The sequence below is a fragment of the Geodermatophilus sp. CPCC 205506 genome (assembly GCF_051383635.1).
Taxonomy (GTDB): Bacteria; Actinomycetota; Actinomycetes; order Mycobacteriales; family Geodermatophilaceae; genus Geodermatophilus.
This window is the reverse complement of record NZ_JALPKP010000027.1, coordinates 44,793-59,711: the sequence shown is the minus strand read 5'-3', so window position 1 is coordinate 59,711 and position 14,919 is coordinate 44,793. Positions and strand designations below refer to the sequence as shown.

The window sequence follows — 14,919 nt, the reverse complement described above, 5'->3', positions numbered from 1 at the left end:
GTTCCGAGGAGTCCTTGAACCACACTCTGGGTGGGGAAGCAGCGCTGGGAGTGACCCGATGGGGGCCGCGGTTACCCGCATGTCGCCCCCAGAAGGCACGATGAGCACCGCAGCAGGAGGAGCACGCACAGAGCTGGGGTGGATCAGGTCATGAAGTTCCGGGTGGCACGTGAGGTGCTCGCCGATGCCGTCGCCTGGACGGCGCGCAGCCTGCCGCCCCGGCCGTCGGTGCCGGTCCTGGCCGGCATCCTGCTCGAGGTCGACGGCAGTCAGCTGTCGGTGTCGGGCTTCGACTACGAGGTGTCCGCACGCGCGGAGGTCGACGTGCAGGCGTCGGAGAGCGGCCGGGCCCTGGTGCCCGGGCGGCTGCTCGCCGAGATCACCCGCGCGCTGCCGCCGCACCCGGTGGACATCACCGCGGAGGGCCCACGCCTGGCGATCGCCTGCGGCAACGCGCGGTTCAGCCTGCCGACGCTCCCGGTGGAGGACTACCCATCGTTGCCGTCGATGCCCTCGTCGGCCGGCGTCGTGGACAGCGACGTCTTCGCCGAGGCGGTCGGCCAGGTGGCCATCGCCGCCGGCCGGGACGACACGCTGCCGATGCTCACCGGCGTCCGGCTGGAGATCGAGGACGACCTGGTCACCCTCGCCGCCACCGACCGCTACCGGCTGGCGGTGCGCGAGTTCGCCTGGCGCCCGGAGACCCCTGGCCTGTCGGCGGCGGTGCTCGTGCCCGCCCGCACGCTGGCCGACGCAGCGAAGACGCTGACCAGTGGCCCGGAGATCGTCGTCTCGCTGTCCTCCAGCGGCTCCGGCGAGGGCATCCTCGGCCTCTCGGGCAAGGACCGGCAGACCACGACCCGGCTGCTGGACGCCGAGTTCGTCAAGTACCGCGCGATCATGCCCAACGACTCGCAGGCCAACGCCGTGCTGCCGGTCGGGCTGTTCACCGACGCCGCCAAGCGCGTCGCCCTGGTCGCCGAGCGCGGCACCCCGCTGCGCTGTGAGTTCACCCCCGGCCAGGTCACGCTGCGGGCCGGCGGGTCCGACGACGAGGGCCAGGCCGAGGAGCGCTGCGACGTCGAGTTCGAGGGCGAGCCGCTGACCATCGGCTTCAACCCGACGTTCCTGCTCGACGGGCTGGCGGCGGTGCACACCAGCCGGGCGCGGATGGACTTCACCAGCCCGCTCAAGCCGGCCGTGCTCTCCGGGGTGGAGGAGCCGGCGGCCGACGACGACCAGGCGGCGTCCCGTCCGGCCGAGCGGCCGGGCAGCTACCGCTACCTGATCATGCCGGTGCGCCTGCCCGGGTGAGATGGACCCTCCTGCCCCCCACCGTTCGCGAGCGCGCGGCGGGACCCTGCAGGAGGGCCGTCCGCCGGGCACGATGAGCCGAGAACCGTGATCGCGAACGAGGGGACTGTTGTCGTGCAGCTGGGGCTGATCGGTCTGGGCAAGATGGGCGGCAACATGCGGGAGCGGCTGCGCCGCGCCGGTCACGAGGTGATCGGGTTCGACCACCACCCCGACCGGCGGGACGTCGACAGCCTGCCGGCGCTGGTCGAGGCGCTGTCGGCACCGCGCGTGGTGTGGGTCATGGTCCCGGCCGGGGACCCCACGAAGGCCACCGTCAAGGAGCTGGGCGAGCTGCTCAGCCCCGGTGACGTGGTCGTCGACGGCGGCAACTCGAAGTACACCGACGACCAGATCCACGACGTGATGCTCCGCGAGAAGGGCATCGGCTACATCGACGCCGGCGTCTCCGGCGGGGTCTGGGGCCTGGAGAACGGCTACGCGCTGATGGTCGGCGGGACGAAGGACGACGTCGCCAAGGTGCAGCCGGTCTTCGACGCCCTGAGGCCACCGTCGCCGGTGGACGAGTCCGGCCAGGAGATGCCCGGCGCGGGGTTCGTGCACGCCGGACCGGTCGGCGCCGGCCACTTCTCGAAGATGGTCCACAACGGCATCGAGTACGCGATGATGCAGGCCTACGGCGAGGGCTACGAGCTGCTGGCCGCCGTCGACCTGATCGAGGACGTGCCCGGGGTGGTCAAGTCCTGGACCCAGGGCACGGTCATCCGCTCCTGGCTGCTGGACCTGCTGGTCCGCGCGCTGGAGGAGGACCCCGAGCTGGAGAAGATTCGGGGCTACGCGGAGGACTCCGGCGAGGGCCGGTGGACCGTCGAGCAGGCCATCGAGAACGCCGTCCCCATGCCGACGATCGCCGCGTCGCTGTTCGCCCGGTTCTCCTCGCGGCAGGAGGACTCCCCGACGATGAAGGCCGTCGCCGCGCTGCGCCAGCAGTTCGGTGGTCACGCGGTGCAGGCGGTCCGGCAGCAGGAGGCCGAGCGCCCCGCATGAGAAAGGACCACCCTTCCCCCCACGCCTCGCACGCTCGGCGCGGGACCCTGAAGGGCGGCCGTTCCAGCACGTCACCCACGGGATGCTGAGGTGTACCTGCGGCACCTGCAGCTCGGCTCCTTCCGCAACTGGGACCGGGTGGACATCGCGCTGACCCCGGGACCGACGGTCTTCGTCGGCCGCAACGGCGAGGGCAAGACCAACCTCGTCGAGGCCGTCGGCTACCTCGCCACGATGGGCAGCCACCGGGTCGCCAGCGACGCCCCGCTGGTCCGGCAGGGCGCACCGCAGGCGGTGGTGCGTGCCGCGCTGCGCCGGGAGGACCGCGAGCTGCTCGTCGAGATCGAGATCAACCCGGGCCGGGCCAACCGGGTGCGGGTCAACCGCGCCGCCCTGCCGCGGCCGCGGGAGCTGCTCGGCCTGGTGAAGACCGTGCTCTTCGCTCCGGAGGACCTCGTGCTCGTCCGCGGCGACCCCGGCGAGCGCCGGCGCTTCCTCGACGACCTGCTGGTCAGCCGCACCCCGCGGCTGGCCGGCGTGCGCAGCGACTACGACCGGGTGCTCAAGCAGCGCAACGCCCTGCTGAAGACCGCCCGGCTGGCCCGCGGCAACGCCCTGGCCACCCTCGACGTCTGGGACGGCCACCTCGTCGAGCTCGGGGGTCAGCTGCTCGCCGCCCGGCTCCGGCTGGTCGCCGAGCTCGGCCCGCACGTCGCCCGCTCCTACGCCGACGTCGCCGGGGCCGACGCGGCGGTCGCGGCCCTCGGCTACGCGAGCACCGTGCCGCTGGCCGGGGACGGGACGCCGCTGCCGCCGGGGGACCGCCTGCCCGACGTCGCCGAGCTCAGCGCGGCCTTGCGCGAGCGCGTGGCCGAGCGCCGCGGCGAGGAGGTCGACCGCGGGATGACGCTGGTCGGGCCGCACCGCGACGACCTGGTCATCTCCCTCGGGTCGATGCCGGCGAAGGGGTTCGCCAGCCACGGGGAGTCCTGGTCGCTGGCGCTCGCGCTCAAGCTGGGCTGCTTCGCCCTGCTCCGGTCCGACGGCGAGGAGCCGGTCCTGCTGCTGGACGACGTCTTCGCCACCCTCGACGCCGAGCGGCGGGCGGCCCTGGCGGCGGTGGCGCGCTCGGCCGAGCAGACGCTGATCACCGCGGCCGTGCTCGACGACGTCCCGACGGAGCTGCGCCGCACCGTCGTGCAGGTCGCCGGGGGGCAGGCGGTTCCGTCCCGGGCCGCGGCGGCCGAGGATGGGGCCGTGGACGGCGCGGTGCTCGAGGAGGGTGCGCGGTGACCTCGGACCAGGGGCGGCCGAGCGACATCGCGCGGGCGGCGCTGGAGGCCGCCCGCGCCGCGTCGGCGTCCCGGCCGCGGCCCACCCGGCGGCGGATCGCCGGCCCGCGGCGCACCTGGACCGGTGCCCGCCCGGGCGACGACGACCCCCAGCCGCTCGGCCGGCTGGTCGACTCGCTGGTCAGCGCGCAGGACTGGACCGAGCACACCAAGGTGGGCGCCGTCTTCGGCCGCTGGTCGGCCCTGGTGGGGCCGGACATCGCCGCGCACTGCGCCCCGCAGACCCTGAACGACGGCGAGCTGCTGGTCATCGCCGAGTCCACGGCGTGGGCCACCCAGCTGCGGCTGCTGGCCCCGACCATCCTGGGCCGGCTGCGCGCCTCGATCGGCGGGGACGTCGTGACCCGGCTGCGCGTTGTCGGACCGACGGCCCCGAGCTGGAAGAAGGGTCCGCGGTCGGTCCGCGGGCGGGGGCCGCGCGACACGTACGGATAGGAGCGCCGCCCGGGACCGGGCCGCTCCGGGAGGACGATGCAGCGATGAGCAGCCCCGGCGACCGCGATCGCGACGGTTTCGACGACCGGCCCGACGAGGGCAGCGGCTGGCGGGAGCCGGTCCACCTGGGCAAGGGGGACACCCCGGGTCCGGCACCCGACCGGCCGGCCGAGCCGCCGCAGCCCGAGCCGGCGTGGCAGCCGCCCGGCTGGGACCTCCCGGCCGCGGAGCCCGAGCGCCCGGTCCAGCCGCAGACCGTGGGTGAGCAGCCGGCCGGGGCCGGGGGGTTCGGCGGCCGCCGCCCGCGCACGCCGAGCGAGCTGGAGCGGGTCTTCGCCTACCAGGGCGACCCGGTCGGCGCGCAGGGCTGGGCGATCCAGCACGGCTGGGACATCTCCGACGGCACCGCTCCGCAGGACGCCGTCCTGGCCGAGCTGGTCACCACCGCGCCGGTGCGGGCCACGAAGGACCACCGTCCGGCCGGCGTGATGCGTGGCCGCTACGGGTCGCTGGACCTGGTCGCCTTCGACGTCCTCTACGCCTCGGGCCGCTACGCCGTCCCCGAGTACGCCGTCACCGCCGCGCCGGTGCTCGGCACGGTGCCGCGGCTGCGGCTGTCCCCCGCCCGGTTCTGGAAGCACCGCACCGGCGGGCTGGCACAGGTGCCCAGCGGCGACCCGGTGTTCGACGCCCGGTGGGTGCTGCTGGCCGCCGAGGACGGCCCCGCCGTCCGGCGGCTGGTGGAGGACACGACGGTGCGCGGCCTGCTGCTCGGCACCGACGACGGCGACGAGTTCTGGACGACGGCCGGGCACGGAGGGGGCTGGGCGGGCGGCTTCGTCGCCGCGATCCGCCCCGACGGCCACCGCCCCGAGCTGATCGAGCACCACGCCCGGCTGCTCACCGCGATCGTCGGCGCCCTGGCCGCGGGCGCGTGACCGAGCTGGCGCCGGCACCGTCGCCGTCGGCCGGGCTGCGGGAGCTGCTGCCGCTGCTGCGCCCGCACCGCCGCCCCCTGCTCGCCGCGGCCGGGCTGTCGCTGGTCGCGGCCGCCGGCGCGCTGGCCCAGCCGGCGCTGGTCGCCCGGGTCATCGAGGCGGTGGGTGCGGGGCGGGCGCTGCTGCCGGCGGTGCTCACGCTGGTCGTCGTCCTGGTCGCGTCCTCGGCGCTGTCGGCGTTCCAGCAGTACCTGCTGCAGCGCACCGCCGAGGGCGTGGTGCTCTCCACCCGGCGGACGCTGGCCGACCGGCTGCTGCGGCTGCCGGTCGCCGAGTACGACCGGCGGCGGACCGGCGACCTCATGTCGCGGGTGGGCGCCGACACCACGCTGCTGCGGGCCACGGTCACCTCCGGCGTCGTCGACATCCTCGGCTCGGTGGTGGTCGGCGCCGGTGCGCTGGTGGCGATGGCGCTGGTCGACGGCTGGCTGCTGCTGGTCACGGTGGTGTCGGTCGCGATCGGGGTCGCGGTGGTGGCCACGGTGTCCCGCGGGGTGCGCCGGCTGTCGAAGCAGGCCCAGGAGGAGGTCGGCGCGATGACGGCGGCCGTGGAGCGGGCGCTGTCGGCGGTGCGCACCATCCGGGCCAGCAGCGCCACCGGCCGCGAGGTGGAGGTCGTCGGCGCGAGCGCGGGCCGGGCGTACGACGCCGGGGTGCGGGTGGCCCGGCTCGAGGCGTTGGTCTCCCCCGCCGGCTCGATCGCCGTCCAGGGTGCGTTCCTCGCCGTCCTCGGGCTCGGCGGGTACCGGGTGGCCGCCGGGTCGATCGCCGTCGCGGACCTGGTCGCGTTCATCCTCTACCTGTTCCTGCTGGTCATGCCGCTGGGGCAGGCGATCGGCGCGTGGAACCAGATCCAGATGGGGCTCGGCGCGCTGGCGCGGGTGCAGGAGATCCTGGCGCTGGCGCCGGAGGACGACGCCCGGCCCGAGCGCGGCGGCGCGGTGCTGCCCGTCCCCGCGACGCCGCCGTCCCGCGCGGTACCGCTGCTCGAGCTGGACGACGTCACCTTCGGCTACCCGGACGGCACCGGGGTGCTGCGCGGGGTGTCCCTCGCCGTCCCCGCCGGCTCCCGCGTGGCCCTGGTCGGGCCCTCGGGCGCGGGCAAGTCGACGGTGCTCGCGCTGGTGGAGGGCTTCTACCCGCTGGACGGCGGCGTGATCCGGTGGGCGGGCACGGACGTGCGCGACCTGCCGCGGGCCGCCCTGCGCGCACGGCTGGGCTACGTCGAGCAGGAGGCCCCGGTGCTGGCCGGCTCGGTCCGGGACAACCTGCTGCTGGCCGCGCCGGGCGCGACCGACCCGGAGCTGTGGGCGGTGCTCGCCGACGTCGGGCTCACCGAGGTGGTGCAGCGCTCGCCGCGGGGGCTCGACGTCCCGGTGGGCGACGACGGCGTGCTGCTGTCGGGCGGGGAGCGGCAGCGCCTGGCGATCGCCCGGTCGCTGCTGGCCCGCCCGGCGCTGCTGCTGCTCGACGAGCCGACCGCCAGCCTCGACGCCCGCAACGAGCAGCTGCTCCGGCAGACCCTCGCCGCGGCGGCGGAGGACCGGGCGCTGCTCGTGGTGGCCCACCGGCTGTCGACGGTGCTCGACAGCGACCAGATCGTGGTGCTCGACCACGGCCGGGTCGTCGCCCGCGGCACCCACGACGAGCTGGTCGAGTCCAGCCCCCTCTACCGCGAGCTCGCCGCCGCCCAGCTCCTCGTCTGACCCGGCGTCGACCGTGTGCGCTGACGCGCAGTTCCCGGGCCGGGAACTGCCCACCGGCGCACACCGAGGCCGCGCTGTCAGGCGGCGTCGTCCTCCCGGGAGCGCTTCTCGCCGGCCTGCGCCGTCCTCGCCTCGGCCTCGCGGCAGATGTTGCGCAGCATCCCGCCGAACACGAACCCGTGGAACGGGACGAGCGCCCACCAGTACAGGTGACCGAACAGTCCCTGCGGCTTGAACGTCGCGGTCTGCCGCAGCAGCGGCTGCTCGCCGTCCTGTTCCACGTGGAACTCCAGCCAGGCCAGGCCGGGCACCCGCATCTCGGCGCGCAGCCGCAGCAGCCGGCCGTCCTCGATCTCCTCGACCCGCCAGAAGTCGAGGGCCTCGCCGACGTAGAGGTCCCGCGGTGACCGCCGACCCCGGCGCAGGCCCACTCCGCCGACCGCCCGGTCCAGCAGGCCGCGCACCTCCCACGCGAGCCGGAACGAGTACCAGCCGGTGTCACCGCCGATCCCCACGACCACCTGCCACAGGGCCGCCGGCGACGCCGTGGTCGCCCGCGTCCGCTCGTCGACGTAGAGGCTGCCGCCGGCCCAGTCGGGGTCGGTCGGCAGCGGGTCCGACGGCGCCCCGGGCACCGACGCCGACGACCAGCGGGTGACCACCGCGGCGTCCTTCACCCGCTGCACCGCCAGCCGCGCCGCCTCCTCGAACCCGAGCAGCCCCTCTGGCGGATCGGGCACGTACCGCGCGATGTCGTGCTCGGTGCAGACGACGGTGTTGCGCAGCGACTCGACCAGCGGGCGGGCGATCCCGGCCGGCACCGGCGTGATCAGCCCGACCCAGTGGCTGGACAGCGACGGCGTGAACAGCGGCACGGGCAGGATCCGCCGCCGCGGCAGGCCGGTCACGATCGCGAACCGCTGCATCATCTCGGCGTAGCTCATGACGTCGGGGCCGCCGATGTCGAAGCAGCGGTGGACGTCGGCCGGCAGCTGCGCGCACCCGACGAGGTAGCGCAGCACGTCGCGGATCGCGATCGGCTGGATCCGGCTGTGCACCCACCGCGGCGTGACCATCACCGGGAGCCGCTCGGTGAGGTACCGGAGCATCTCGAAGGACGCCGACCCCGAGCCCAGCACCACCGCCGCCCGCAGCACCACCGTCGGGACGCCCGACTCGAGCAGGATCCGCGCCACCTCCGCCCGCGACCGCAGGTGCGGGGACAGTTCCTCGTCCTGCGGCTCCAACCCGCCGAGGTAGACCAGCCGGCCGACGCCGGCCTCGCGGGCGGCCCCCGCGACCACCTGCGCCGTCCGCCGGTCGGTCTCCTCGAACGCCGGGCCGGCGCCCAGCGCGTGGACCAGGTAGTAGACGACGTCGACCCCGTCGCACGCGGCCGCGACCGCCTCGGCGTCCCCGGCGTCCGCGCGGGCCACCTCGACCTGCCCGGCCCACGGGTGGTCGCGCAGCCGTTCCGGCGAGCGGGTCATCACCCGCACGCGGTGACCGGCGGCCAGCAGCTCGGGCACCAGCCGCCCGCCGATGTAGCCGGTCGCGCCGGTGACGAGGCAGGTCTTCGGGGTGGCGGCGGGTTCGGTCATGCCCCAGTGTCCGGCTCCGCCGGTCGTCCCGCTCCGGTCGCGGGCGGGTCGGCCACGGTCCACCATCGGCGGGGCAGCCTGGCCAACGGCGGTCGGACACCGGGACGAGCCCTGCAGGAGGCAGCCATGGCCGAGACCAGCCCGGTCGCCGACCGGACCGAGGACGGTCAGCCCACGCTCAAGCGGGTGATGGGCCCCGGCCTGCTGCTGCTGTTCATCGTCGGCGACATCCTGGGCACCGGGATCTACGCGCTCACCGGCCAGGTGGCGGCCCAGGTCGGCGGCGTCGTCTGGCTGCCGTTCCTGGTCGCGTTCCTCGTCGCGCTGGTCACCGCGTTCAGCTACCTGGAGCTGGTCACCAAGTACCCCCAGGCCGCGGGCGCGGCGCTGTACACCCACAAGGCGTTCGGCATCCACTTCGTCACGTTCCTGGTCGCCTTCGCGGTGATGAGCTCCGGCATCACGTCGGCGTCCACCGCGGCGCGGGCGTTCAGCGCGAACTTCGCCAACGTCTTCGGCCTGGGCATCGAGGAGGGCGTCGGCATCACGCTCATCGGCCTGGGCTTCATGTCCCTGGTGGCCCTGGTCAACCACCGGGGGGTCGGCGAGAGCGTCAAGACCAACGTGGTGCTCACCTGCGTGGAGCTCTCGGGACTGCTCATCGTCATCGGGGTCGGCGTCTGGGCGCTGGGGCTGGGCGAGGGCGACTTCGGCCGGGTGACCGAGATCGACACCGGGGACCGCTCGGTGGTGGGCGGGGTGATCGCGGCGACCGGGCTGGCGTTCTTCGCGATGGTCGGCTTCGAGGACTCGGTGAACATGGCCGAGGAGTGCAAGCACCCGCGGAAGATCTTCCCCAAGGTGCTGCTCGCCGGTCTGTGCCTCACCGGCCTGATCTACGTGCTGGTGTCGATCTCGGCGATCGCGCTGGTGCCGGCCGAGCGGCTGAGCGAGGGCGACACCCCGCTGCTGCAGGTGGTGGAGGCCGGCGCACCCGGGTTCCCGGTCGGGATCTTCGGCGTCATCACGATGTTCGCCGTCGCCAACTCCGCGCTCATCAACATGCTCATGGCCAGCCGGCTGGTCTACGGGATGAGCCGGCAGCACGTGCTGCCGCCGCTGCTGGGCAAGGTGCACGCCACCCGTCGCACGCCCACCACGGCGATCCTCTTCACCACCGCGCTGGCCTTCGGCCTGATCACCTTCGTGGGTGCGGTGCCGGCCCTGGGCGGCACGACGGCGCTGCTGCTGCTCATCGTGTTCACCGTCGTCAACGTCGCCGTCCTGGTGCTGCGCAAGGACCAGGTCGACGAGGACCACTTCCGCACCCCGACCGTGCTGCCCGTCGTCGGGGCGCTGGCCTGCGGTTTCCTCGCCACGCCGTGGGCCGGCCGGCCGACCGAGCAGTACCGCATCGCCGGCGTCCTGCTCGTGATCGGCGTCGCCCTCTGGGGCGTCACCGTCCTCGTCAACCGGCGGACCGGTCCCGCCGTGCCCCCGCTGGACCCCGACCGGTTCACCAAGGGCGGCCCCGTCAACTGAACCGGGGGCCCAGGCGGCCCCGGGACGGCGTGTCGACCCGGGGCCCGCCACCGGGGGTGGCGGACGAGCCGCGAGAGGCGCAGGGACGCGCTCAGGGCGTGGACGGCGACGTTCTTGTCGTAGGACCCGGTATCCTGGACGGCAGGAACCGCCAGCAACCGGCCCCAGTGCCTCTCTACGCCGTCGTGCCCCCCGCTCCGCCGCGGGGGTGCCGTGCGCCGGTTGCGCGACAGAAGGGCCCCACGTGGTCGCACGACCCCAGACCGAGAACGCCTACTCCGGCAGCTCCATCACCGTCCTCGAGGGTCTCGAGGCGGTGCGCAAGCGCCCCGGTATGTACATCGGCTCCACCGGTGAGCGCGGCCTGCACCACATGGTGTGGGAGGTCGTCGACAACGCCGTCGACGAGGCGCTCGCCGGCTACTGCGACACCGTCCGGGTCACCCTGCTGGCCGACGGCGGCGTCCGGGTCGAGGACAACGGCCGTGGTTTCCCGGTCGACATGCACCCGGTGGAGAAGCGGCCCACGCTCGAGGTGATCATGACCGTCCTGCACGCGGGCGGGAAGTTCGACGGCAAGAGCTACGGCGTCTCCGGTGGTCTGCACGGCGTCGGCGTCACCGTGGTCAACGCACTGTCCAAGCGGCTCGAGGTGAACGTCTGGCGCGACGGCGCCGAGTGGTTCCAGCGCTACGACCTGGCCAAGGCCGGGCCGCTGGAGAAGGTCGGCCCGACGAAGAAGCGCGGCTCGGCGGTCACGTTCTGGGCCGACGGCGACATCTTCGAGACCACGCACTACTCGTTCGACACCATCAACCGGCGGCTGCAGGAGATGGCCTTCCTCAACAAGGGCCTGACCATGGTCCTGCGCGACGAGCGCCCCGGGCACAGCAAGGTGGACACCGGGCTCGCCGACGAGATCTCGATCGCCGAGGCGGCCCCCGAGGCCGGCACCGAGGCGGAGGCGTTCGAGGCCACCGAGATCACCTACCGGTACGACGGCGGCCTCGAGGACTACGTCAGGCACATCAACGCCAAGAAGTCCCCGATCCACAAGTCGGTCATCGGCTTCGGCGCCGAGGGCCTGGGCAAGAACGACATGCGGATGTCGGTGGACGTCGCGATGCAGTGGTCCGACGCGTACTCCGAGTCGGTCTACACCTTCGCCAACGTCATCAACACGCACGAGGGCGGCACTCACGAGGAGGGCTTCCGCGCTGCGCTGACGTCGATCGTCAACCGCTACGCCGTCGAGAAGAAGCTGCTGAAGGAGAAGGACGAGAAGCTCACGGGTGAGGACATCCGCGAGGGTCTCGCCGCGATCGTCTCGGTGAAGCTCGGCGACCCGCAGTTCGAGGGCCAGACGAAGACCAAGCTCGGCAACACCGAGGTCAAGGGCTTCGTCCAGCGGGTCTGCAACGAGCAGATCACGCACTGGTTCGAGGCCAACCCGACCGAGGCCAAGACGATCATCACCAAGGCCTCGTCCGCGGCCCGCGCCCGCCGCGCGGCGCAGGACGCCCGCAAGCTCGCGCGCAAGAACCTGCTGAGCAACAACTCGCTGCCGGGCAAGCTCGCCGACTGCCGCTCGACCGACCCGCGCAACTCCGAGGTCTACATCGTCGAGGGCGACTCGGCGGGTGGCTCGGCCAAGTCCGGCCGCGACTCGATGTTCCAGGCGATCCTGCCCATCCGCGGCAAGATCATCAACGTCGAGAAGGCGCGTATCGACCGGGTCCTCAAGAACAACGAGGTCCAGTCGATGATCACCGCGTTCGGCACCGGCATCCACGACGAGTTCGACCTGTCGAAGCTGCGCTATCACAAGATCATCCTGATGGCGGACGCCGACGTCGACGGCCAGCACATCCGCACGCTGCTGCTGACCCTGCTGTTCCGCTTCATGCGGCCGCTGGTCGAGGCCGGCTACGTCTACCTCGCACAGCCCCCGCTGTACAAGATCAAGTGGGGCGGCAAGACGGGTGACGAGTACGTCTACACCGACAAGGAGAAGGAAGGCGCGCTCCGGCTCGGCGCCGAGCAGGGCCGCAAGATCAAGGACGACGCGATCCAGCGGTTCAAGGGCCTCGGCGAGATGAACGCCACCGAGCTGTGGGAGACCACGATGAACCCGGAGACCCGGGTGCTCCTGCAGGTGACGCTCGAGGACGCCGCCACTGCCGACGAGCTGTTCAGCGTCCTGATGGGCGAGGACGTCGAGGCCCGCCGCAGCTTCATCACCCGCAACGCCAAGGACGTCCGCTTCCTCGACGTGTGACCGAGGCCCCCTCGCCCCCCACTGCTCGCAGGCTCGCAGCGGGACCCTGCGAGGGGGCCGGACACAGCGTGACTGCCGCTCTTCTGCACCGAACCGTGGAGATCTGAACCGTGACCGAAACCCCCAGCCGCGACCGCGTCGAGCCGGTCGATCTCCAGCAGGAGATGCAGCGCAGCTACATCGACTACGCGATGTCGGTCATCGTCGGCCGCGCGCTGCCCGAGGTCCGCGACGGCCTCAAGCCGGTGCACCGCCGCGTGCTGTTCGCGATGTACGACCAGGGCTTCCGCCCCGACCGCGGCTACGTCAAGTGCGCCCGCGTCGTCGGTGAGGTGATGGGTAACTACCACCCGCACGGCGACACCTCGATCTACGACGCCCTCGTCCGGCTGGCCCAGCCGTGGGCCATGCGGTACCCGCTGGTCGACGGCCAGGGCAACTTCGGCTCCCCGGGCAACGACCCGGCGGCGGCCATGCGCTACACCGAGGCCCGGCTCACGCCGCTGGCCATGGAGATGCTGGCCAACATCGACGAGGACACCGTCGACTTCCAGCCCAACTACGACGGCAAGAACCAGGAGCCGCTGGTCCTGCCGGGGCGCATCCCCAACCTGCTGATCAACGGCTCGGCCGGCATCGCCGTCGGCATGGCCACCAACATGCCCCCGCACAACCTGCGCGAGGTCGCCGAGGCCGTCTTCTGGGTGCTCGACCACCCGGACGCCGAGCCGGAGGAGGCGCTCACCGCCTGCATGCAGCGCATCCCCGGCCCGGACTTCCCGACCGCCGGCCTCATCGTCGGCCGCGAGGGCATCGAGGACGCCTACCGCACCGGGCGCGGCTCGGTGCGCATGCGCGCCGTCGTCACCGTCGAGGAGGACGCCCGCGGACGGGTGCAGCTGGTCTGCACCGAGCTGCCGTACCAGGTCAACCCCGACAACCTGGCCGAGGCGATCGCCGAGGCGGTCAAGGACGGCCGGCTGCAGGGCATCAGCGAGATCGCCGACGAGTCCAGCGACCGCGTCGGCCGCCGGCTGGTCATCACCCTGCGCCGCGACGCCGTCGCCAAGGTCGTGCTGAACAACCTCTACAAGCACACCCAGCTGCAGACGACGTTCGGCTGCAACATGCTCTCGATCGTCGACGGCGTGCCGCGCACGCTGCGGCTCGACGAGCTGATCCGGCTCTACGTCACCCACCAGATCGAGGTCATCCAGCGGCGGACCCGCTACCGGCTGCGCAAGGCCGAGGAGCGCGCACACATCCTGCGCGGTCTGGCCAAGGCGCTCGACCAGCTCGACGCGGTCATCGCGCTGATCCGCAACAGCCCGTCGGCGGACGCCGCCCGTGGCGGCCTCATGGACCTCCTCGACATCGACGAGATCCAGGCCACCGCGATCCTCGACATGCAGCTGCGCCGGCTGGCCGCCCTGGAGCGGCAGCGGATCCTCGACGAGCTGGCCGAGCTCGAGGCCCGCATCGCCGACCTGCAGGCGATCCTCGACTCCCCCGAGCGGCAGCGGCAGATCATCCACGACGAGCTCGCCGAGATCGTGGAGAAGTACGGCGACGACCGGCGCACGAAGTTCGTGGCGAACGACGGCGACGTCTCCATGGAGGACCTCATCGCCGAGGAGGAGGTCGTCGTCACCATCACCCGCACCGGGTACGCCAAGCGGACGAAGAGCGACCTCTACCGGTCGCAGCGCCGCGGCGGCAAGGGCGTGATGGGGGCGGCCCTGAAGCAGGACGACATCGTCGACCACTTCTTCGTGGGCTCCACCCACGACTGGATCCTCTTCTTCACCAACAAGGGCCGGGTCTACCGGGCGAAGGCCTACGAGCTGCCCGAGGCCAACCGCACCGCCCGCGGCGCGCACGTGGCCAACATCCTGGCGTTCCAGCCCGACGAGCGGATCGCCCAGGTGATGCAGATCAAGGACTACGGCGTCGCGCCGTACCTGGTGCTCGCCACCGCCCGCGGTCAGGTGAAGAAGACCCGGCTGACCGACTTCGACTCCCCGCGCAGCGGCGGCGTCATCGCGATCAACCTCCGCGAGAACGACGAGCTGGTCGGCGCCGCGCTCATCGACTCGGATCAGGACCTGCTGCTGGTCAGCCGCAAGGCCATGTCGATCCGCTTCCGCGCGGACGACGACCAGCTGCGGCCGATGGGCCGGGCCACCGAGGGCGTCCGCGGCATCTCGCTCGCGCCCGACGACAACCTGCTGTCGATGATGGTGGTCGAGGACGGCGTCGACGTCCTCGTCGCCACCGAGCGCGGCTTCGCCAAGCGGACCGGCATCGAGAACTACCCGGCGCAGGGCCGCGGCGGCAAGGGCGTGCTCACCGCAGACCCGAAGGCCCGCAAGGGCTCGCTGGTCGGGGCGCTCGCCGTGCGGCTGGGCGACGAGCTGTACGCCATCACGTCCGGCGGCGGCGTCATCCGCACCCCGGTCAACGGCGTGCGGCACAACAAGGACCGCGCCACCATGGGTGTCAAGCTCATGAACTTGCCCGAAGACGTGTCGATCGTGGCGATCGCGCGGACGACGGACAACGACGAGCCCGCAGCCTAGTCTGGATGCGATGACGGAGGAGGCGCAGCGCCCGTGGCCCCGGGTCCGGTCGCTCCGCCTCCTCCGG

Annotated in this window: 10 protein-coding genes; 9 read left to right on the top strand and 1 reads right to left on the bottom strand. The window is 73.0% G+C overall.

Features of this window, described 5'->3' with window-relative positions:
- The first annotated feature begins 150 nt into the window (after positions 1-150).
- From dnaN to MY520_RS16335, 6 genes are all read left to right on the top strand, one after another.
- Positions 151-1,314 carry a DNA polymerase III subunit beta gene (gene dnaN, locus MY520_RS16360; protein WP_436693544.1) on the top strand — a complete coding sequence of 388 codons (1,164 nt, stop codon included), beginning with the start codon at positions 151-153 and terminating at the stop codon, positions 1,312-1,314.
- An 87-nt stretch (positions 1,315-1,401) separates the two neighbouring features.
- Positions 1,402-2,361 carry a phosphogluconate dehydrogenase (NAD(+)-dependent, decarboxylating) gene (gene gnd, locus MY520_RS16355; RefSeq protein ID WP_436693542.1) on the top strand — a complete coding sequence of 320 codons (960 nt, stop codon included), beginning with the start codon at positions 1,402-1,404 and terminating at the stop codon, positions 2,359-2,361.
- Between the two features lie 90 nt (positions 2,362-2,451).
- Entirely contained in the window at positions 2,452-3,654 is a 1,203-nt protein-coding gene (recF, locus tag MY520_RS16350; protein WP_436693540.1) for a DNA replication/repair protein RecF, read from the top strand.
- Positions 3,651-4,148, top strand: coding sequence for a DUF721 domain-containing protein (locus MY520_RS16345; protein ID WP_436693538.1), 498 nt, complete (start codon positions 3,651-3,653; stop codon positions 4,146-4,148). The genes recF and MY520_RS16345 overlap by 4 nt, the downstream gene beginning before the upstream one ends.
- A gap of 44 nt (positions 4,149-4,192) precedes the next feature.
- Positions 4,193-5,086, top strand: coding sequence for a hypothetical protein (locus MY520_RS16340; protein ID WP_436693536.1), 894 nt, complete (start codon positions 4,193-4,195; stop codon positions 5,084-5,086).
- Positions 5,083-6,852 carry an ABC transporter ATP-binding protein gene (locus MY520_RS16335; protein WP_436693534.1) on the top strand — a complete coding sequence of 590 codons (1,770 nt, stop codon included), beginning with the start codon at positions 5,083-5,085 and terminating at the stop codon, positions 6,850-6,852. The genes MY520_RS16340 and MY520_RS16335 overlap by 4 nt, the downstream gene beginning before the upstream one ends.
- A 77-nt stretch (positions 6,853-6,929) precedes the next feature.
- Here the strand turns inward: MY520_RS16335 and MY520_RS16330 are convergent, their stop codons facing one another.
- Positions 6,930-8,453: an SDR family oxidoreductase gene (locus MY520_RS16330; RefSeq protein ID WP_436693532.1), complete on the bottom strand. Its 1,524-nt coding sequence runs from the start codon at positions 8,451-8,453 to the stop codon at positions 6,930-6,932.
- 126 nt (positions 8,454-8,579) lie between these two features.
- Here MY520_RS16330 and MY520_RS16325 point away from each other — a divergent pair, with 126 nt between their 5' ends.
- The 3 genes from MY520_RS16325 (at position 8,580) to gyrA (ending at position 14,852) form a co-directional block, all read left to right on the top strand.
- Entirely contained in the window at positions 8,580-9,995 is a 1,416-nt protein-coding gene (locus tag MY520_RS16325; protein WP_436693530.1) for an APC family permease, read from the top strand.
- Positions 9,996-10,239: 244 nt separating this feature from the next.
- On the top strand, positions 10,240-12,273 hold the full coding sequence (gyrB, locus tag MY520_RS16320; RefSeq protein ID WP_436693528.1) for a DNA topoisomerase (ATP-hydrolyzing) subunit B: 2,034 nt from the start codon (positions 10,240-10,242) through the stop codon (positions 12,271-12,273).
- Between the two features lie 110 nt (positions 12,274-12,383).
- Entirely contained in the window at positions 12,384-14,852 is a 2,469-nt protein-coding gene (gene gyrA / locus MY520_RS16315) for a DNA gyrase subunit A (protein ID WP_436693526.1), read from the top strand.
- Positions 14,853-14,919: the final 67 nt, after the last annotated feature.